This window comes from Pantoea sp. SGAir0183 (genome assembly GCF_043545505.1).
Genome location: NZ_CP028053.1, coordinates 3,849,857 through 3,869,160 on the forward strand (window position 1 = coordinate 3,849,857; position 19,304 = coordinate 3,869,160).

Consider the following 19,304-nt stretch of genomic DNA (forward strand, 5'->3'; position numbering starts at 1 on the left):
TCGGGAGGCCAGCGGCCTCCCAAATTGCATCATCAACGCCAGGACTTAAGCGATGGTGCGTTTAACTTCAATCACTTCGAAGACTTCGATCATATCGCCGACACGAACGTCATTATAGTTCTTCACGCCGATACCGCACTCCATGCCGTTACGCACTTCGTTAACGTCATCTTTAAAGCGACGCAGTGATTCAAGCTCACCTTCGTAGATCACCACGTTATCGCGCAGTACGCGGATTGGATTGTGACGCTTGATGTTACCTTCCGTCACCATACAACCTGCGATAGCACCAAATTTCGGTGATTTGAACACGTCACGCACTTCAGCCAGACCGATGATCTGCTGTTTGTACTCTGGTGCCAGCATACCGCTCATTGCGGCTTTCACTTCGTCAATCAGGTTATAGATGACGGAGTAGTAACGCAGATCCAGGCTTTCAGCGTCGATGACGCGACGCGCAGATGCGTCCGCACGGACGTTAAAGCCAAGGATAATCGCGTTAGATGCGGCTGCCAGCGTCGCGTCGGTTTCGGTGATACCACCTACGCCTGAACCCACAATCTTCACCTTCACTTCGTCGGTGGAGAGTTTGAGCAGGGAGTCGGAGATCGCTTCCACAGAGCCCTGAACGTCGGCTTTCAGCACGATGTTCAGTTCAGATACTTCGCCTTCGGTCATGTTAGCAAACATGTTTTCCAGCTTAGATTTCTGCTGACGTGCCAGTTTCACTTCGCGGAATTTGCCCTGACGATACAGTGCCACTTCACGGGCTTTCTTCTCGTCACGCACCACGGTCGCTTCATCACCTGCCGCCGGAACACCGGACAAGCCGAGGATCTCAACCGGGATAGACGGACCCGCTTCCATGACTTCACGTCCCAGTTCGTCACGCATTGCACGAACACGGCCGTATTCGAAGCCACACAGAACGATATCGCCTTTGTTCAGCGTACCTTCGCGTACCAGAACGGTCGCAACCGGACCACGACCTTTGTCGAGGAACGATTCGATCACAACGCCGCTGGCCATACCGGCACGAATGGCCGTCAGCTCAAGCACTTCTGCCTGCAGCAGAATCGCGTTCAGCAGATCGTCAATACCGGTACCCGCTTTCGCAGAGACGTTGACGAACATGTTTTCGCCGCCCCACTCTTCCGGAATGATGCCGTACTGTGTCAGTTCATTTTTAACACGATCCGGATCGGCTTCTGGCTTATCGCACTTGTTGACAGCAACCACAACCGGCACTTTCGCGGCTTTGGCGTGCTGAATCGCTTCGATGGTTTGTGGCATCACACCATCATCTGCCGCCACCACGAGGATAACGATATCCGTTGCCTGCGCACCACGTGCACGCATCGCGGTAAACGCGGCGTGGCCCGGGGTATCCAGGAAGGTGATCATACCGTTGTCGGTTTCGACGTGGTATGCACCGATGTGCTGTGTAATCCCGCCCGCTTCGCCAGAGGCGATTTTGGTCGAGCGGATGTAATCCAGCAGTGAGGTTTTACCGTGGTCAACGTGGCCCATAATGGTCACAACCGGCGCACGCGCTTCCTGCGCTGCATCGGTATCACGATCGTCCATTACCGCTTCTTCCAGCTCGTTTTCACGACGAAGGGTCACCTTGTGGCCCATTTCTTCGGCAACCAGCTGTGCGGTTTCCTGGTCGATAACCTGGTTGATGGTCGCCATAGCGCCCATTTTCATCATCGCTTTGATGACCAGTGAACCTTTAACGGCCATTTTGTTAGCCAGTTCAGCAACGGTGATGGTTTCGCCAATCACCACATCGCGGTTAACCGCCTGTGCTGGCTTGTTGAAGCCCTGCTGCAGAGCGCTTGGCTTACGATGCTTACCACCTTTACCACCACGAACCTGCGCACGGGCTTCTTCGCGGTCGGTTTTGGCTTCTGAATGCTTGTTGCCTTTTTTCACCGGACGCGCGGCTTTAGCACTGCGCGTGCGGGCACGACCCGCTTCGACCTGACGATCGTTCTCGTCTTCGGCCTGACGGGCATGTGTTGAGGTGGTGACGTGATAGTCGCCCTTATCCTCTTCTTCAGGCTTTTCCCATTCAGCCGCTTTTTCTTCGGCTAAACGGCGGGCTTCTTCCGCGGCGAGGCGGGCAGCCTCTTCCAGCTTACGACGCGCTTCTTCTTCCGCTTTACGCTTCAGTTCAGCGGCTTCAGCTTCACGACGTGCTTTATCGGACTGGGCGGCCTTGGTCACTTCGTCGGTAGGTTGATTAGTCACTTTCTCATTTTCCGCTGCTGCACGCTTAGCCTTTTCAGCGGCTTCGCGCCTGGCTTTCTCTTCGGCTTCACGTTGCGCTTTTTGTTCCGCTTCACGACGCGCCTGTTCAGCGGCCTCGCGTTGCGCCTGCTCTTCCGCTTCACGCTGCGCCTCGGCTTCTGCTTCTGCCTGGGCTTGCTCAGACTCTGCATCACCTTTTACATACGTGCGCTTTTTGCGGACTTCGATTTGCACCGATTTACTTTTACCCCCGGTGCCAGGAATATTCAAGGTACTACGCGTTTTGCGCTGCAGGGTCAGTTTGCCTGAACCGGCCTGACCATGCTTCAGGTGAGACAGTAAGGTTTCTTTCTCATGCTGGGTCACCGCATCATTTTCAGACTTTGGGATCCCCGCATCAGCAAACTGCTGTACCAGGCGATCGACCGAAGTCTGAATTTCTGCTGCCAGCGATTTTACGGTTACATCTGTCATGCTGTTCCTTCCTGTTATTACGCGTCATCGCCGAACCAGCAGATATTGCGTGCGGCCATAATCAGCGCGCCAGCTTGCTCATCAGTCAGCCCTTCAATATCAGTCAGATCGTCAACACCTTGCTCAGCAAGGTCTTCCAGCGTGCAAACGCCTTTGGATGCCAGGCGGAAAGCCAGTGCACGATCCAGACCCTCAAGATTCAAGAGGTCTTCTGCAGGTTCCTGATTCCCCAGGCTCTCTTCTTTAGCCAGTGCCAGGGTGGTTAACGCATTTTTTGCTCGTTCACGCAGGGCTTCAATGGTCTCTTCGTCGAGGCCGTCGATTTCCAACAGCTCGTTAATTGGCACATAGGCCAGTTCTTCCAACGATGAGAAGCCCTCTTCCACCAGAATGGTGGCGAACTCTTCGTCGATGTCGAGATGTTTAGTGAACATATCGATCGCTGCATGGGCTTCAGCCTGATGCTTCGCCTGCAGGTCATCGACGGTCATCACGTTCAGCTCCCAGCCACTCAGCTGTGAAGCCAGACGCACGTTTTGGCCATTACGGCCGATCGCCTGGGCTAGATTGCCAGCCTCAACGGCGATATCCATCGTGTGGTTGTCTTCATCAACCACGATTGACGCCACATCAGCCGGAGCCATGGCGTTAATAACAAACTGTGCCGGGTTGTCGTCCCACAGCACGATATCGATACGCTCGCCGCCCAGTTCACTGGACACGGCCTGAACACGCGCACCGCGCATACCGACGCAGGCACCCACCGGATCAATACGTTTGTCGTTCGTTTTTACTGCAATTTTAGCGCGTGAACCCGGATCGCGGGCTGCGGCTTTAATTTCAAGCACTTCTTCGCCAATTTCTGGTACTTCAATGCGGAACAGTTCGATCAGCATTTCTGGCTTTGAACGGGTCACAAACAGCTGTGCACCACGCGCTTCCGGGCGAACGGCATACAGAACACCACGAATACGGTCACCAGGGCGGAAGTTTTCGCGCGGCAGCATATCCTCACGCAGGATTACCGCTTCAGCATTGTTGCCCAGATCCAGTGAAATATTGTCACGATTAACTTTTTTCACCACGCCGGTGATGATTTCGCCTTCCTGCTCACGGAACTGATCCACGACCATTGCGCGCTCGGCTTCACGTACTTTTTGCACGATAACCTGTTTTGCGGTCTGGGTAGTAATGCGGTCAAAGGTGACAGATTCAATCTGATCTTCAACGTAGTCGCCCAGATTGAGGGACTCATCTTCGTAGCGAGCCGCATCCAGCGTGATCTCACGCGTTGGCTGAGTGACCTGCTCTACGATTTCCCAACGGCGGAACGTATCAAAGTCGCCACTTCTGCGGTCGATGCTGACGCGGACGTCAATTTCCTGCTCGTACTTTTTCTTGGTCGCAGTCGCCAGCGCGCTCTCCAGCGCTTCGAAGATTTTCTCACGCGGCAGGGCTTTTTCGTTAGAAACGGCTTCTACAACAGCTAAGATCTCTTTGTTCATCCTGGTTAGCCTCAATCCGGACTTTTAAAAGTGGGGGACCAGGTTCGCTTTCTGAATATTACTCAGCGCGAACACCTCGTCATTACCCTCAACGTTTACCGTTATCATCTCGCCTTCTACAGACTTGATGATTCCCTGCCATTTACGGCGGTTTTGAACGGCCATACGCAGCACCAGGCTCACCTCATCGCCGGTAAAGCGTGCATAATGTTCTGCAGTGAACAGAGGACGGTCGAGCCCCGGTGAGGACACTTCAAGGTGGTAAGGGACGGTGATGGGATCTTCCACATCCATCACGGCACTCACCTGGTGGCTGACGTCCGCGCAATCGTCAACATTGATGCCATCTTCACTGTCAATATAGATGCGCAGGGTTGATGTGCGACCACGAACGAATTCAATTCCGACCAGTTCGTAGCCGAGCGCTTCTACCGGAGCAGATACCAACTCTGTCAATTTTTGCTCTAATGTGGACAAGCCCACCCCCAAGACATAAAAAAAGGGCCTATAGCCCAGTATTACGATTCGCTAATAACAAAAAACCCCGAATAGTCGGGGCTTTTTATCACTGGACCCTGTATGCCGCATTGCGGCCCGGACGCCCATCCAAAAGAATTTTTTTCAAAATTCGCTGCTAATGCGCCCGTCGATGCATACAGTATATTTGAAAAAGAACTCTAAGGGAAAGTGGTTGCGGGGGCCGGATTTGAACCGACGACCTTCGGGTTATGAGCCCGACGAGCTACCAGGCTGCTCCACCCCGCGTCCGAAAACGTGGCGAATGTTACGCCGATCATGCATAAAATGCAAGTCTAACTAAGATTTGGTACCGAGGACGGGACTTGAACCCGTAAGCCCTTTCGAGCACTACCACCTCAAGGTAGCGTGTCTACCAATTTCACCACCTCGGTACTGCACTGACTGCGACGCTGAACTGCCGCTTATGACGCTTAACGCTATTAATGCGGGATATCGTTGCCCGGCGTAGCCGGTTTAGCTGGCTGAGTCTGCTGTTGAGACTGAGCTGGCGCAGTGAGGTTATCCCACTCACTTCCTTTGGCTGTTTTATTACTGTTCAGGTTACCCAGAATCAAGCTGATGACGAAAAACAGCGTAGCCAGTACGGCGGTCATACGAGTCATGAAATTACCTGACCCTGTTGAACCGAACAGCGTACCTGACGCGCCTGCACCGAATGATGCACCCATATCAGCGCCTTTGCCTTGCTGCAGCATGATAAGACCTACCAGGCCAATTGCTACAATAAGGAAAACAACCAACAGAGCTTCGTACATAATCAACCTGTTTCCTTGCGCGTAATCCGCACAGTTAAAGCTTCAACCAATTTGACGGGGAGTTTCTTCATCACCCATCAGAAGCGGGTGTGAATACTAACCAATGGCGCATACCTCTGCAAGTGCAATTTACATGCGGCACGCTGATTGCAGAAAAAAGCGCCAGTGCGATGATTTTGCAGGCAGGTTCACTGCGATGTCCCCGCCTGCCAGCTGCCTCAGACGGCTTTAACCGCATCGGCAATTCGATTCGCCAGCGCCGTCACCTGGGTTTCATCCTCACCCTCTACCATTACGCGGATTAGCGGTTCCGTGCCCGATTTACGCAGCAGCACGCGTCCTTTTCCGGCCAGGGTTTTTTCCACGTCCTCGGCTACCGCTTTAACGGCATCGCTTTCCAGCGGATCGTGCTCGCCGGCGAAGCGGACATTTACCAGCACCTGAGGCAGCATTTTCATGCCGGTGCAGAGATCGTGCAGGCTCATATGGTTACGAACCATAGCTGTAAGTACTTGCAAACTTGCAACGATGCCGTCACCCGTAGCGATCTTATCCAGCAGGATCACATGACCGGAGTTTTCCGCCCCCAGGCGCCAGCCTTTTTCCTGCATTTTTTCCAGTACATAGCGGTCGCCCACTTTTGCACGAACAAACGGAATACCCAGCTGTTTCAGCGCCAGCTCCAGCCCCATGTTGCTCATCAGCGTGCCGACCACACCACCGCGCAACTGCCCCTGACGCAGACCTTCGCGGGCGATGATATACAGAATCTGGTCCCCATCCACTTTCTTGCCAAGGTGGTCGACCATCATGATGCGATCGCCGTCACCGTCATAGGCCAGACCGATGTCCGCTTTTTCAGCCAGTACGCGTTCCTGCAGCATCCTGAGATCGGTCGCACCGCATGCTTTATTAATGTTCATACCATCAGGCTGGACGCCAACTGCAATCACCGTCGCACCGAGTTCACGCAGGACATTAGGCGCAATGTGATAAGTGGCACCGTTTGCACAGTCGACGACAATTTTCAGGCCACTGAGGCTGAGTTCGCTGGGGAACGTACCCTTACAAAATTCAATGTAACGCCCGGCCGCGTCAACAATACGGCTGGCACGCCCCAACTGGGCGGATTCCACACAGGTAAGCGGTTTTTCCATTTCCTGTTCGATCGCCTCTTCCACGTCATCGGGCAGTTTCGTCCCTTCGGCGGAGAAAAACTTAATGCCGTTATCATCAAACGGATTGTGCGACGCGGAAATCACGATGCCGGCTTCGGCACGGAACGTGCGGGTCAGATAGGCAATAGCGGGCGTGGGCATTGGGCCGGTAAACGCCGCGGACAACCCTGCGGCTGCGAGACCGGCTTCCAGCGCGGATTCCAGCATATAGCCTGAAATGCGCGTGTCTTTACCAATGATAATTTTTTTGGAGCCGTGACGGGCCAGCACTTTACCCGCCGCCCAGCCGAGCTTTAATACAAAGTCAGGGGTAATCGGTGACTCACCGACTTTGCCGCGAATCCCATCAGTACCGAAATATTTACGTTCGCTCATGCTCTGTCATCCTTTTGCTCTTTGTGTCGCTTCAACCACCCGCATCGCTTCGACGGTTTCTTTCACATCGTGGGCGCGAATAATGTGCGCGCCCTGCATGGCGGCAATAACCGCACAGGCCAGGCTGCCCGTCAGGCGCTGGGAAGGCCCCACATTCAGCAGTTGTCCAATCATTGATTTGCGTGACATGCCAACCAACAGCGGCAGCGCAAAACGGTGAAATTTACTGAGGTGGGCCAGCAGTTCATAATTGTGGCTGAGATTCTTACCGAAACCGAAGCCCGGGTCGAGTAACAGATTCTCTTTTTTTATGCCTGCGGCTTCGCAGCGGGCCAGTTGTTCAACGAAGTAAGTGTCCACTTCGCTTACAATATCCTTATAGGCTGGTGCCTGCTGCATCGTACGCGGTTCGCCCTGCATGTGCATCAGACAAACCGGTAAGCCCGCTGCCGCTGCCGCTGCCAACGCGCCAGGCTCAGACAGTGAGCGCACATCATTGATAATGTGAGCCCCTGCGCTGGCGGCTGCACGAATCACGTCGGCTTTGGACGTATCGACTGATATCCATACCTCAAAGCGTTGAGCGATAGCTTCGACCACCGGAATCACCCGTTCCAGCTCCTCCTCAACGCTCACTTCATCAGCGCCCGGACGCGTGGACTCGCCCCCCACGTCAATGATTGTTGCGCCAGCGTTCACCATCTCGTTAGTGTGCGTTAACGCATCGACCAGCGCATTGTGTTTACCACCATCGGAAAAAGAGTCCGGCGTGACGTTGAGAATGCCCATCACATGTGGAAATGACAAATCGAGATGGGAATCACGGGCGAACAGTTTCATGGTGAAAAACTCCTTGTGGCTCAATGTATAGATGTAAAAAACCCCGGACCAGCCGGGGTTTTATTAAAAGACCTGACGTCTTATTTGTCGAACTGTTCTGACATGGTATTGCCTGGATTCGGCGTACGCGGTTCATCGACCGGACGCGGGGCCTTTGGCGTACCGTTACTGTCTGAATTGCTGCTGCCCGGATCTTCCCAGCCTGCTGGCGGACGCACTTCACGGCGTGCCATCAGGTCGTCAATCTGCGGTGCATCAATGGTTTCATACTTCATCAGCGCATCTTTCATCGCGTGAAGAATGTCCATGTTTTCGCCCAGGATCTGGCGAGCGCGCTGATAGTTCGTATCGATCAGGTGTTTAACTTCCTGGTCGATAATACGGGCAGTTTCATCTGACATATGCTTGGCTTTTGCCACTGAACGGCCCAGGAACACTTCACCGTCTTCTTCAGCATACAGCAGCGGGCCCAGTTTCTCAGAGAAGCCCCACTGGGTAACCATGTTACGGGCCAGGTTGGTTGCCACTTTGATATCGTTAGAGGCACCGGTAGAGACATGTTCTGCACCGTAGATGATCTCTTCCGCCAGACGACCGCCGTACAGGGTCGAAATCTGACTTTCCAGCTTCTGACGGCTTGCGCTAATCGCATCGCCTTCAGGCAGGAAGAAGGTCACACCTAATGCACGACCGCGCGGAATAATGGTCACTTTGTGCACCGGATCGTGTTCCGGTACCAGACGACCAATAATCGCGTGGCCGGCCTCATGGTAAGCCGTAGACTCTTTCTGTGCTTCGGTCATCACCATGGAACGGCGCTCTGCACCCATCATGATTTTGTCTTTGGCTTTTTCGAATTCCACCATTGACACAACGCGTTTATTGCTGCGTGCAGCAAACAGCGCCGCTTCGTTCACCAGGTTCGCCAGATCGGCACCGGAGAAGCCTGGCGTACCGCGCGCAATGATGGCCGCATCAATGTCGGTTGCCAGGGGTACACGACGCATATGCACTTTCAGAATCTGCTCACGACCACGTACGTCTGGCAAGCCCACGACAACCTGACGGTCAAAGCGGCCCGGACGCAGCAGCGCAGGGTCAAGTACGTCTGGACGGTTGGTCGCGGCAATCACGATGATGCCTTCGTTACCTTCAAAGCCATCCATTTCAACCAGCATCTGGTTCAGAGTTTGTTCACGCTCATCGTGCCCTCCCCCTAAACCGGCACCACGCTGGCGACCAACGGCATCGATCTCATCGATGAAGATAATGCACGGTGCCGCTTTCTTAGCCTGTTCAAACATGTCACGGACGCGAGACGCACCCACACCGACGAACATTTCAACAAAGTCAGAACCTGAAATGGTAAAGAACGGTACTTTCGCCTCACCGGCAATGGCTTTCGCCAGCAGGGTTTTACCGGTACCCGGCGGGCCGACCATCAGAACGCCTTTCGGGATTTTACCCCCCAGCTTCTGGAAACGGCTCGGTTCACGCAGGTATTCGACCAGCTCACCGACTTCCTCTTTCGCTTCGTCACAGCCTGCTACGTCAGCAAAAGTGGTTTTAATCTGATCTTCCGTTAGCATGCGGGCTTTGCTCTTACCAAAGGACATTGCGCCTTTGCCGCCACCGCCCTGCATTTGCCGCATGAAGAAAATCCACACACCAATCAGCAGTAACATTGGGAACCAGGAAATGAAGATCGACGCCAGCAGGCTTGGCTCTTCAGGCGGCTCACCAACCACTTTAACGTTCTTGGTCAACAGGTTATCGAGTAACTTGGGATCATTGACAGGAATGTAGGTGGTGTATTTATTACTGTCTTTTTTGGTTACGTTAATTTCACGCCCGTTAATACGTGCCTCGCGGACCTGATCCTGGTTCACTTCCGACAGGAAGGTTGAATAATCAACCCTACGGCCATTTGACTCGCTGGGCCCAAAGCTCTGGAAGACTGACATCAGTACAACCGCGATGACTAGCCAGAGAATCAGGTTTTTCGCCATGTCACTCAAGGGATTAACCTCATATTACAACGGTGTTAACAGATAGCGTAGGGTACTATAGATCCTTCGTACATGGAATCGCAGCGGGAAGGCTGGATGATCCACCACGTTGGCTACAGCTTGCGCCCAGTCGCCACAATATAAACTTCACGTGAACGTGAACGTGAAGCGTCAGGCTTACGTATTTTCACTTTCGTGAACAGGGATCGAATTTCCCGCAGGTATTCATCAAAGCCATCCCCCTGGAACACTTTCACTACAAAACTCCCGCCGGGAGCCAAAATGTCACGACACATCTCTAACGCCAGCTCAACCAAATACATCGACCGGGGAATATCTACGGCAGGTGTACCACTCATATTCGGTGCCATATCAGACATGACGACCTGGACTTTCTGATCGCCCACACGCTCAAGCAACGCGTTAATCACCGATTCTTCACGAAAATCGCCTTGAAGAAAATCGACACCAACAATAGGATCCATAGGCAGGATATCACATGCAATGACACGCCCTTTGGACCCAATTTGCTGTACCACATATTGCGACCAGCCACCGGGTGCAGCACCCAGATCTACCACGGTCATACCGGGTTTGAAAAGCTTGTCACCCTGTTGTATTTCATCAAGTTTAAACCAGGCGCGCGAACGCAACCCTTTTTTCTGTGCCTGGAGCACGTATTTATCGCTAAAGTGTTCCTGTAGCCAGCGGCTGGAGCTGGCTGAACGCTTTTTACCGGTCATAAAATTTCCAACTAAATCGTCATCGTAGCGATAAATCTGCACGCAGTAGGTTGCGTCGATTTGGCGATATACCCGAGATGGCGGTAGAATGAACCGTTTTCAATCCCCGAGTAAGTAAATAATACGATGAATCTAAGTACCAAACAAAAACAGCACCTGAAAAGCCTCGCCCATCCGCTCAAGCCAGTCGTCATGCTCGGAGGCAATGGCCTGACCGAAGGTGTGCTGGCAGAGATCGAACACGCGCTGGGACACCACGAGTTAATCAAGGTGAAAGTCGCCTCTGAAGATCGTGAGACCCGGCAGCTGATCGTCGACGCTATCGTACGTGAAACTGGCGCCGTCAACGTTCAGTTGATAGGTAAAACGCTGGTGCTGTATCGCCCCGCTAAAGAGAGCAAGATTTCTCTGCCACGTTAAGTGGGCAAAGAAAGTGCCATGCTCTTACATGGGATAAAAGGCCGCAGCGCGGCCTTTTTCCTTTCTTTACATTGTACTGCAACCCGTTACAAAAGGTTGCCACCTGTCAGATGTATTCCACCTTCAGGATTTCGTACTCCACATCGCCGCCCGGCGTTTTGATAATCGCCACGTCATCGGCTTCTTTACCCACCAGGCCACGCGCCATTGGCGAGTTAACAGAAATCAGATTTTGCTTAAAGTCTGCTTCGTCATCACCTACGATGCGGTACGTAAACTCTTCATCCGTATCCACATTCAGGACCGTCACCGTCGCGCCAAAAATGACGCGGCCGGTTTTAGGCATTTGGGTGACGTCGATAACCTGCGCATTAGAGAGTTTGGCCTCAATCTCCTGAATACGTCCCTCACAGAACCCCTGTTCTTCACGCGCAGCGTGGTATTCGGCATTCTCTTTCAAATCGCCGTGCTCGCGGGCCTCCGCGATGGAGGCAATAATGCGCGGGCGTTTCACCGTTTTCAGCTCATGCAGCTCTTCGCGCAGCCTTTCAGCGCCTCTTAACGTCATCGGAATCTGGTTCATTTTAGCTCCTCGTCATCAATCCTGTTTCACGGTGCATCCTGACCGGTGACTGCAGAAAAAAGCGTTCTGCGGCGCCATGCCTCATTTTGCAAATAAAAGAAGACTGACCCGGAAATGTTCCAGGCCAGAAAAGGTTTTGCAATTTGATACGTATTTTACCCCAGAGTTCCCTGCGGGTCATCGTTTACTTTGCACCGTCCAGGGACGTAGTATTGTCGCCTTCACCTGTCAGTTGCCGCGAGATTATGCGATTTTCACGACTTGTTACCGGATTAACCTGTGCGTTTATGCTGCAGGCACAAGCAGCACCCGTTGATGAATACATGCAGTATCTGCCAGATGGTGCCAACCTGGCTTTACTGGTGCAAAAAGTGGGCGCAACTACGCCGATCATTGATTACCACGGGAAACAGATGGCGCTTCCCGCCAGTACCATGAAAGTCATCACCGCGCTGGCGGCATTACTGGAACTGGGCGGTGATTATCGTTTTCAAACGACCTTTGAGACCAAAGGTGCGCTGATCGATGGCACACTGAATGGCGATCTTGTTGCCCGTTTCGCTGGCGATCCCACGCTGGGCCGCCAGGATCTGCGTAATATGGTCGCAGCCTTAAAAAAACAAGGCATCACGCATATCAAAGGCAATCTGGTCATTGATACCTCGGTGTTTGCCAGCCATGATGCGGCGCCGGGTTGGCCGTGGAACGATATGACGCAGTGCTTTAGCGCACCGCCCGCTGCGGCTATCGTCGATAAAAACTGTTTCTCCGTGTCGCTCTACAGTGCGGATAAGCCCGGCGAAAACGCCTTCGTGCGCATCGCCTCTTATTATCCGGCGCACATGCTGAGCCAGGTGCGCACCATTGGGCGCAACAGTGGCGAGGGTCAGTATTGCGAACTGGATGTGGTGCCAGGTGAGCTGAACCGCTATACCCTGACCGGCTGTCTGCGTCAGCGTAGCGATCCCCTTCCGCTGGCCTTTGCCGTTCAGGATGGTGCCGCCTGGGCCGGCGAGATTCTGAAATCTGAACTGCGTTCCGCCGGTATTGATTACAGCGGACATCTCCTGCGCCAGACACAGGTCACTGAGCCGGGCACCGTGCTGGCCTCAACCCAGTCTGCGCCGCTGCATACGCTGCTGCATATGATGCTGAAGAAGTCCGACAATATGATCGCCGACACGGTGTTCCGCACCATTGGCCATCATTACTTTAATGTGCCGGGCACCTTCCGCGCCGGGTCAGACGCGGTGCGCCGTATCCTGCGTGAAAAAGCGAATATCGATTTGGGTAACAGTATTCAGGTTGATGGTTCCGGCTTGTCGCGCCACGATCTCATCTCTCCTGCCACCATGATGCAGGTGCTGCAGTACATTGCGCAAAATGACAGCAAGCTGGATTATATTTCCATGCTGCCCCTGGCGGGTCATGACGGCACGCTGCAATATCGCGGCGGCCTGCATGAAGCCGGTCTGGATGGCAAAGTCTCTGCCAAAACGGGTTCACTGCAGGGCGTTTACAACCTTGCCGGTTTTATCACCACGTCCAGCGGGGCGCGCGTCGCGTTTGTGCAGTTCCTGTCCGGCTATGCGGTACCGCCGGAAGATCAGCGCACGCGCCGTATTCCACTGGTGCGGTTCGAAAGTCGGCTCTATCGCGATATCAACAAGAACTACTAACTGATGTCGATAAAAGCGCAGTGGGATCAACGCCGCTGCGCTTTTTTATTGCCCTGACAGGCGTTCGCCCTTCCCCTTTCCCTCACTGTTTTATTCTTACTGCCATCGCGTTAGTGACGTTCCTCGGGCTGACGCCACGGGCCATTAAACACGCCGTGAGCCGCGATACGTTAGCCACGTAAGCGAACCTCAGGCTTTTATGCGAAGGAGGGAAAGCATGGTGAAATGTAGGCTGTATGAGGAAACTGGCAGACATACGCCAGGGCTGCGCGGGTGAACCCAGCGCCTGCCCGCTGGATTTCGGCGTATACGTCGAAGCGGGTAGCAGGCGGTTTGTCCACTGCCTGCGGCATTTGAGTTATCAACGGCAAGGCGTGTTAGCGGGCAAAGACAGGCCGGAAAGAAAACTGCCCCCATTCCGGCAGAAGGGGGCAGCAAAGTGTGTTAACGCTGATAAATGATTTCGACGCCTTCGTCGTCATCTTCATCCCAGTCGTCATCCCACTCTTCATCGTCTTCAACAGCCGCGTTCTCGAGGGCTTCTTTGTGGTAGTCGTCCCACATGAATTCCACTTTCTCAGGCTGTTTTTCTTCAACGTCCGCTTCTTTCGGATTGGCGTTGATAAAGCTCATCACATCCCAGCACAGGTCGGTCACGCCCTGACGGCTGGCCGCCGAAATAAGGTAGTACTTCTCTTCCCAGCCCAGCGCTTCAGCAATGGCTTTTGCGCGTGCCTGTGCTTCTTCTTCATCAATCAGATCGACTTTGTTAAACACCAGCCAGCGCGGCTTGTTGAATAACTTATCGCTGTATTTCTCCAGCTCACCCAGAATAATACGGGCGTTCTCAACCGGATCGCTCTCGTCAATCGGGGCAATGTCAATCAGGTGCAACAGAACACGGCAGCGTTCCAGATGTTTCAGGAAGCGAATCCCCAGACCGGCGCCTTCTGCAGCACCTTCAATCAACCCCGGAATATCGGCGACGACGAAGCTCTGCTCGCTGTCCATACGTACAACGCCCAGGCTGGGTACCAGGGTGGTAAAAGGATAATCAGCCACTTTCGGCTTGGCAGCGGAAACCGCACGGATAAAGGTGGATTTACCGGCATTCGGTAAGCCCAGCATGCCCACGTCAGCCAGCAGCATCAGCTCCAGTTGCAGGTCACGTTTCTCGCCTGCGGTGCCCATGGTTTTCTGCCGTGGGGTACGGTTGACCGAGGATTTAAAACGGGTGTTACCCAGACCGTGCCAGCCGCCTTTTGCCACCATCAGCGTCTGCTGGTGACGCGTCATATCGCCCAGTGTCTCGCCCGTTCCCTGGTCAATAACGCGGGTTCCGACGGGGACTTTAATCGTAATATCTTTGCCGCGTTTACCGGTACAGTCGCGACTCTGACCATTCTGACCACGCTCAGCGCGGAAAGATTTTTCGAAACGATAATCGATCAGGGTGTTAAGGTTTTCGTCAGCGACTAAGTATACGTCACCGCCATCACCACCATCACCGCCGTCCGGGCCGCCTTTTGGGATATATTTTTCACGGCGGAAACTGACACAGCCATTACCGCCATCACCTGCGACGACCAAAATTGTCGCTTCATCAACAAACTTCATTTTCTTTCTCCGTCACACAATCGTCTGCAACAGGCTGCAAACGGGTCCGCCAGGGTCGTTCTGCGCTGACCAGCGGCGGATAAATCAAAACTGGCTCTCGCCAGCATGTACATAAAGTGTACAACACGGAGCCAGGCTATGTCGCCTGTCTGGCGACAGGTCGCAGAATGTAAAAAGCCCCGCAAGAGTTGCGGGGCCTTCAATTCGTGCGTTCAGACGGTAACCGTCTGCGTCACGACAACCTTACTCAGCAACGATGCTGATGTATTTACGGTTGTTCGGACCTTTAACTTCGAATTTTACTTTGCCGTCTGCGGTAGCAAACAGAGTGTGGTCACGACCACAACCTACGTTGTTACCGGCGTGGAATTTGGTACCACGCTGACGAACGATGATGCTACCTGCCAGAACAGATTCACCACCGAAACGTTTTACACCCAGACGTTTTGCATTGGAGTCACGACCATTTCGAGTCGAACCACCAGCCTTTTTATGTGCCATTTGTCAGATCTCCTCTTACGCCGTGATACCAGTGATTTTCACATCAGTGAACCACTGGCGATGGCCAGCTTGCTTACGGTAGTGCTTACGACGACGAAACTTAACGATTTTAACTTTCTCGCCACGACCATGAGCAACAACTTCTGCCTTGATCACACCGCCTGAAACCAGTGGCGCGCCGATTTTCACGTCTTCGCCATTTGCAATCATCAGAACCTGGTCAAACTCGATGGTTTCACCGGTTGCGATGTCCAGCTTTTCCAGGCGAACGGTCTGACCTTCGCTTACTCGGTGTTGTTTACCACCACTTTGGAAAACCGCGTACATATAAAACTCCGCTTCTGCGCTTGCCTTTTAGTTCATCAGGCGGCGCGCTAAATATTCACAATAGGGCGCGAATTCTACGCAAAACTCAAACAGAAGACAAGAGCACTTTGCACACTCTTGCAGAAAAAAAACACAGGCTCAATGCAAACGTTTCTCAACCTGAAAATTCAAGTACAATCAGTAACAGATTACTGAACGCTGGCTGGGTAAAACCGCTTACCATGGCAGAGAAACGAGTCATAGCTGAAAAGACGAATGAACTTAGAACAGATTAACGAATTAACCGCACAGGACATGGCTGCCGTTAACCAGACCATACTCGACCAGCTGAATTCAGATGTCTCGCTCATCAACCAGCTGGGTTATTACATCATCAGTGGCGGCGGTAAACGCATCCGGCCCATGATTGCCGTGCTGTCTGCTCGCGCCATGGGTTACCAGGGCGATTTACATGTGACCAACGCGGCGCTGATCGAATTTATCCACACCGCCACGCTGTTGCATGACGATGTCGTGGATGAATCCGATATGCGCCGTGGAAAAGCCACCGCGAACGCCGCATTTGGTAACGCGGCCAGCGTACTGGTCGGTGATTTTATTTATACCCGCGCTTTCCAGATGATGACCAGCATGGGCTCGTTGCGCATTCTGGCGCTGATGTCCGAGGCGGTGAACGTGATCGCCGAAGGAGAAGTGCTCCAGCTGATGAACGTCAACGATCCCGACATCACCGAAGAGAGCTATATGCGGGTGATATACAGCAAAACCGCGCGCTTATTTGAAGCCGCCTCTCAGGCCTCGGCGATTCTGGCGGAAGCGACGCCAGCGCAGGAAAAAGCGCTGCAGGATTACGGACGTTATTTGGGAACGGCTTTCCAGTTAATCGATGATTTACTGGACTACAGTGCCGATGGTGAAACCCTGGGCAAAAATACCGGTGACGATCTCAGCGAAGGTAAACCCACGCTGCCTCTGCTTCATGCCATGAACAACGGATCGCCTGAACAGGCTAAAATGATCCGTGAGGCGATTGAACAGGGGAACGGCCGCCATCTACTGGCTCCCGTTCTGGAAGCGATGAACCAGTGCGGCTCTCTGGAATGGACGCGTAAGCGTGCTGAGCAGGAAGCGGATAAAGCCATCGCGGCATTACAAATCCTGCCTGAAACCCCATGGCGCACGGCGCTGGAATCACTGGCTCACATGTCGGTTCAACGCGATTTCTAATCGCTGACGGGGCCTGACGGCCTCGTCTTCTTTCTTTCCCCCGCCGCTGTTGCAGTCATTACCATCCTTTTGCGTCAGGCCGCGCAGTTCTGTCTGCTTACGGAAATATTACTGGAACCTTATGGAAATTTTCTGATATAAACCACCATAAGTTTCCAGATGTATTTTAAAGCACGTCAGAATCCCCCCGCGCGCTTCGCACTGACAAGGAGAAAACAGTAATGCAAAAAAGGACAGAGGACTGGCATCCTGCCGATATTATTGCCGCACTGCGCAAACGTGGTACGACGCTGGCGGCATTGTCCCGCCAGGCAGGATTAAGCTCATCAACACTGGCTAACGCCCTTTCACGGCCATGGCCAAAAGGGGAATGGCTGATTGCTGATGCGATCAATGTCCACCCATCAGAGATATGGCCAAGCCGCTATTACGATCCTGAAACGAACAGCCTGCTGGATCGAAAAAAACGTGTGCGATCGTCCGTTCAGACGACCAAAAACTAACATCGGGTTAGTGCCAGACGAAAAAAAACCAGCCCGTATGCAGGCTGGTTTTTTACAGGCCTGTCCGAAACATTATTCGCCGCTGACGCGCTCGATGTTTGCGCCCATCGCTTTTAGCTTATCTTCGATATGCTCATAACCCCGATCGATGTGGTAAATGCGATCGACCAGCGTTGTGCCTTCCGCAATACACCCTGCCAGCACCAGGCTTGCCGATGCACGGAGATCCGTCGCCATCACCTGCGCGCCCGATAAGGTTTCCACACCGTGACAGATTGCGGTATTGCTCTCAATTTCTGCGTGAGCACCCATACGAATCAGTTCAGGGATGTGCATAAAACGGTTTTCAAAAATGGTTTCGGTGATTAGCCCCGTGCCTTCCGCGACCAGATTCAGCAGGGTGAACTGCGCCTGCATATCGGTCGGGAAACCCGGATGAGGAGCGGTACGCACGTTGACCGCTTTAGGGCGCTTACCGTGCATATCCAGGCTGATCCAGTCTTCACCGGTTTCAATGTCTGCACCAGCATCACGCAGTTTCGCCAGCACTGCGTCCAGGGTGTCAGGCTGCGCATTGCGGCACAGCACTTTCCCCCCCGAAATAGCAGCCGCCACCAGGAAGGTGCCGGTCTCGATTCGGTCTGGCAGGACGCGATAAACCCCACCGCCCAGACGCTCAACGCCTTCAATGGTGATTTTATCCGTGCCTGCGCCCGAAATTTTTGCACCCAGCGTATTAAGGAAATTGGCGGTATCCACGATTTCAGGTTCACGCGCCGCGTTCTCAATCACCGTGGTCCCGGTTGCCAGCGTCGCGGCACTCATAATGGTCACCGTCGCGCCTACGCTGACTTTATCCATCACGATCAGCGCCCCTTTCAGGCGACCGTTAACTGAGGCTTTTACATAGCCTTCTTCCAGCTTAATCTCCGCACCCAACTGCTCAAGACCCGAGATATGCAGGTCTACCGGGCGCGCACCGATGGCGCAACCACCAGGCAGTGAGACTTCGCCCTGACCGAAACGGGCCACTAACGGACCAAGCGCCCAAATAGAGGCACGCATAGTTTTCACAAGGTCATAGGGTGCACAAAAAACGTCTACGCCGCTGGCATCGACGTGAACGGAACCGTTGCGCTCAACCTTCGCACCTAACTGGGTTAACAGCTTCATAGTGGTGTCGATGTCACGCAGCTTCGGCACATTCGTAATCTCAACCGGCTCTTCGGCCAGTAAAGCTGCAAACAGAATTGGCAGTGCGGCGTTCTTCGCCCCGGAAATGGTGACTTCACCACTTAAACGGGTGGGGCCTTGCACACGAAATTTATCCATTAACACGGTTCTCAATTAACTGGCTATTAAACGGTCGCGCAGGTGGCGCAGCCCTTGCGGGGATCAGAAACCGTTCAGTTTACGGTCACGCGCCCACTCTGCAGGCGTGTAGGTTTTGATGGATACCGCATGAATGCGGTTATCCGCAATGAATTCCATCAGCGGCGCATAAACAGCCTGCTGTTTCTTAACGCGGCTTAACTCACCAAACAGTTCGCCCACGGCGATCACCTGGAAATGGCTGCCATCGTTGCTCATGACATGAACTTCTTCTAAAGGCAGTGCTGCCATCAGCACAGCCTGAATTTCACTGTTTTCCATTGCTCTTAACTTCACTTAATAATAATAAGGCTGACATAGTAGAGGAAAGTGCCTGATTCTTAAATACGCAAAAGCCCCTGTCGGCGACCGGGGCTAAGGCTGAGAAGGCGAATACAGGC

At 53.4% G+C, this 19,304-nt stretch carries 18 protein-coding genes and 2 tRNA genes; 4 read left to right on the plus strand and 16 right to left on the minus strand.

Annotation, left to right across the window (positions count from 1 at the left end; genetic code table 11):
• Positions 1-45 precede the first annotated feature (45 nt).
• The 10 genes from infB to rlmE all read right to left on the minus strand — a co-directional run bounded on the left by infB (position 46) and on the right by rlmE (position 10,675).
• On the minus strand, positions 46-2,730 hold the full coding sequence (gene infB / locus C1N59_RS17875) for a translation initiation factor IF-2 (protein ID WP_028723648.1): 2,685 nt from the start codon (positions 2,728-2,730) through the stop codon (positions 46-48).
• Between the two features lie 17 nt (positions 2,731-2,747).
• The gene (nusA, locus tag C1N59_RS17880) at positions 2,748-4,235 is read right to left on the minus strand and encodes a transcription termination factor NusA (protein ID WP_006121762.1); all 1,488 of its coding nucleotides are present in this window, start codon (positions 4,233-4,235) and stop codon (positions 2,748-2,750) included.
• 24 nt (positions 4,236-4,259) lie between these two features.
• Positions 4,260-4,712: a ribosome maturation factor RimP gene (rimP, locus tag C1N59_RS17885; protein ID WP_006121761.1), complete on the minus strand. Its 453-nt coding sequence runs from the start codon at positions 4,710-4,712 to the stop codon at positions 4,260-4,262.
• 211 nt (positions 4,713-4,923) lie between these two features.
• Positions 4,924-5,000, minus strand: a tRNA-Met gene (locus C1N59_RS17890).
• Between the two features lie 59 nt (positions 5,001-5,059).
• A tRNA-Leu gene (locus C1N59_RS17895) sits at positions 5,060-5,146 on the minus strand.
• 48 nt (positions 5,147-5,194) lie between these two features.
• Entirely contained in the window at positions 5,195-5,530 is a 336-nt protein-coding gene (gene secG, locus C1N59_RS17900) for a preprotein translocase subunit SecG (RefSeq protein WP_006121760.1), read from the minus strand.
• Between the two features lie 218 nt (positions 5,531-5,748).
• The gene (gene glmM, locus C1N59_RS17905) at positions 5,749-7,083 is read right to left on the minus strand and encodes a phosphoglucosamine mutase (protein ID WP_394549992.1); all 1,335 of its coding nucleotides are present in this window, start codon (positions 7,081-7,083) and stop codon (positions 5,749-5,751) included.
• Positions 7,084-7,089: 6 nt separating this feature from the next.
• On the minus strand, positions 7,090-7,923 hold the full coding sequence (gene folP / locus C1N59_RS17910; RefSeq protein ID WP_054688240.1) for a dihydropteroate synthase: 834 nt from the start codon (positions 7,921-7,923) through the stop codon (positions 7,090-7,092).
• 80 nt (positions 7,924-8,003) lie between these two features.
• Complete coding sequence (ftsH, locus tag C1N59_RS17915) at positions 8,004-9,932, minus strand: ATP-dependent zinc metalloprotease FtsH (RefSeq protein ID WP_033739186.1); 1,929 nt, start codon at positions 9,930-9,932, stop codon at positions 8,004-8,006.
• Between the two features lie 113 nt (positions 9,933-10,045).
• Positions 10,046-10,675, minus strand: a complete 630-nt coding sequence (gene rlmE, locus C1N59_RS17920) for a 23S rRNA (uridine(2552)-2'-O)-methyltransferase RlmE (RefSeq protein ID WP_006121756.1) — start codon at positions 10,673-10,675, stop codon at positions 10,046-10,048.
• 126 nt (positions 10,676-10,801) lie between these two features.
• Here rlmE and yhbY point away from each other — a divergent pair, with 126 nt between their 5' ends.
• Complete coding sequence (gene yhbY / locus C1N59_RS17925; protein ID WP_006121755.1) at positions 10,802-11,095, plus strand: ribosome assembly RNA-binding protein YhbY; 294 nt, start codon at positions 10,802-10,804, stop codon at positions 11,093-11,095.
• 106 nt (positions 11,096-11,201) lie between these two features.
• Here yhbY and greA read toward each other — a convergent pair whose 3' ends face one another.
• Entirely contained in the window at positions 11,202-11,678 is a 477-nt protein-coding gene (greA, locus tag C1N59_RS17930; protein WP_006121754.1) for a transcription elongation factor GreA, read from the minus strand.
• Positions 11,679-11,923: 245 nt separating this feature from the next.
• Between greA and dacB the strand changes: the two genes are divergently transcribed.
• The gene (dacB, locus tag C1N59_RS17935; protein ID WP_033739262.1) at positions 11,924-13,357 is read left to right on the plus strand and encodes a serine-type D-Ala-D-Ala carboxypeptidase; all 1,434 of its coding nucleotides are present in this window, start codon (positions 11,924-11,926) and stop codon (positions 13,355-13,357) included.
• Positions 13,358-13,801: 444 nt separating this feature from the next.
• Here the strand turns inward: dacB and cgtA are convergent, their stop codons facing one another.
• From cgtA to rplU, 3 genes are all read right to left on the minus strand, one after another.
• The gene (cgtA, locus tag C1N59_RS17940; protein ID WP_033739183.1) at positions 13,802-14,974 is read right to left on the minus strand and encodes an Obg family GTPase CgtA; all 1,173 of its coding nucleotides are present in this window, start codon (positions 14,972-14,974) and stop codon (positions 13,802-13,804) included.
• A 243-nt stretch (positions 14,975-15,217) separates the two neighbouring features.
• Entirely contained in the window at positions 15,218-15,475 is a 258-nt protein-coding gene (rpmA, locus tag C1N59_RS17945) for a 50S ribosomal protein L27 (RefSeq protein WP_006121751.1), read from the minus strand.
• A gap of 15 nt (positions 15,476-15,490) precedes the next feature.
• A complete protein-coding gene (gene rplU, locus C1N59_RS17950) occupies positions 15,491-15,802 on the minus strand; it encodes a 50S ribosomal protein L21 (protein ID WP_006121750.1) in 312 nt (103 codons plus the stop codon).
• A gap of 255 nt (positions 15,803-16,057) precedes the next feature.
• Here rplU and ispB point away from each other — a divergent pair, with 255 nt between their 5' ends.
• Positions 16,058-17,029 (plus strand): octaprenyl diphosphate synthase, encoded by a 972-nt coding sequence (ispB, locus tag C1N59_RS17955; RefSeq protein ID WP_006121749.1) that lies wholly within the window; start codon positions 16,058-16,060, stop codon positions 17,027-17,029.
• A 221-nt stretch (positions 17,030-17,250) separates the two neighbouring features.
• The gene (locus tag C1N59_RS17960) at positions 17,251-17,532 is read left to right on the plus strand and encodes a helix-turn-helix domain-containing protein (RefSeq protein ID WP_394549993.1); all 282 of its coding nucleotides are present in this window, start codon (positions 17,251-17,253) and stop codon (positions 17,530-17,532) included.
• Between the two features lie 72 nt (positions 17,533-17,604).
• Here the strand turns inward: C1N59_RS17960 and murA are convergent, their stop codons facing one another.
• Both murA and ibaG read right to left on the minus strand, forming a co-directional pair.
• Entirely contained in the window at positions 17,605-18,864 is a 1,260-nt protein-coding gene (murA, locus tag C1N59_RS17965; protein ID WP_006121747.1) for a UDP-N-acetylglucosamine 1-carboxyvinyltransferase, read from the minus strand.
• Between the two features lie 63 nt (positions 18,865-18,927).
• Positions 18,928-19,185 (minus strand): BolA family iron metabolism protein IbaG, encoded by a 258-nt coding sequence (gene ibaG / locus C1N59_RS17970; protein ID WP_006121746.1) that lies wholly within the window; start codon positions 19,183-19,185, stop codon positions 18,928-18,930.
• Positions 19,186-19,304: the final 119 nt, after the last annotated feature.

Excerpts from the sequence above, each read along its gene's own strand:
- infB (WP_028723648.1), bottom strand. The coding sequence starts at position 2,730 with ATGACAGATGTAACCGTAAAATCGCTGGCAGCAGAAATTCAGACTTCG.
- nusA (WP_006121762.1), bottom strand. The coding sequence starts at position 4,235 with ATGAACAAAGAGATCTTAGCTGTTGTAGAAGCCGTTTCTAACGAAAAA.
- secG (WP_006121760.1), bottom strand. The coding sequence starts at position 5,530 with ATGTACGAAGCTCTGTTGGTTGTTTTCCTTATTGTAGCAATTGGCCTG.
- glmM (WP_394549992.1), bottom strand. The coding sequence starts at position 7,083 with ATGAGCGAACGTAAATATTTCGGTACTGATGGGATTCGCGGCAAAGTC.
- folP (WP_054688240.1), bottom strand. The coding sequence starts at position 7,923 with ATGAAACTGTTCGCCCGTGATTCCCATCTCGATTTGTCATTTCCACAT.
- ftsH (WP_033739186.1), bottom strand. The coding sequence starts at position 9,932 with ATGGCGAAAAACCTGATTCTCTGGCTAGTCATCGCGGTTGTACTGATG.
- rlmE (WP_006121756.1), bottom strand. The coding sequence starts at position 10,675 with ATGACCGGTAAAAAGCGTTCAGCCAGCTCCAGCCGCTGGCTACAGGAA.
- yhbY (WP_006121755.1), top strand. The coding sequence starts at position 10,802 with ATGAATCTAAGTACCAAACAAAAACAGCACCTGAAAAGCCTCGCCCAT.
- greA (WP_006121754.1), bottom strand. The coding sequence starts at position 11,678 with ATGAACCAGATTCCGATGACGTTAAGAGGCGCTGAAAGGCTGCGCGAA.
- dacB (WP_033739262.1), top strand. The coding sequence starts at position 11,924 with ATGCGATTTTCACGACTTGTTACCGGATTAACCTGTGCGTTTATGCTG.
- cgtA (WP_033739183.1), bottom strand. The coding sequence starts at position 14,974 with ATGAAGTTTGTTGATGAAGCGACAATTTTGGTCGTCGCAGGTGATGGC.
- rpmA (WP_006121751.1), bottom strand. The coding sequence starts at position 15,475 with ATGGCACATAAAAAGGCTGGTGGTTCGACTCGAAATGGTCGTGACTCC.
- rplU (WP_006121750.1), bottom strand. The coding sequence starts at position 15,802 with ATGTACGCGGTTTTCCAAAGTGGTGGTAAACAACACCGAGTAAGCGAA.
- ispB (WP_006121749.1), top strand. The coding sequence starts at position 16,058 with ATGAACTTAGAACAGATTAACGAATTAACCGCACAGGACATGGCTGCC.
- C1N59_RS17960 (WP_394549993.1), top strand. The coding sequence starts at position 17,251 with ATGCAAAAAAGGACAGAGGACTGGCATCCTGCCGATATTATTGCCGCA.
- murA (WP_006121747.1), bottom strand. The coding sequence starts at position 18,864 with ATGGATAAATTTCGTGTGCAAGGCCCCACCCGTTTAAGTGGTGAAGTC.
- ibaG (WP_006121746.1), bottom strand. The coding sequence starts at position 19,185 with ATGGAAAACAGTGAAATTCAGGCTGTGCTGATGGCAGCACTGCCTTTA.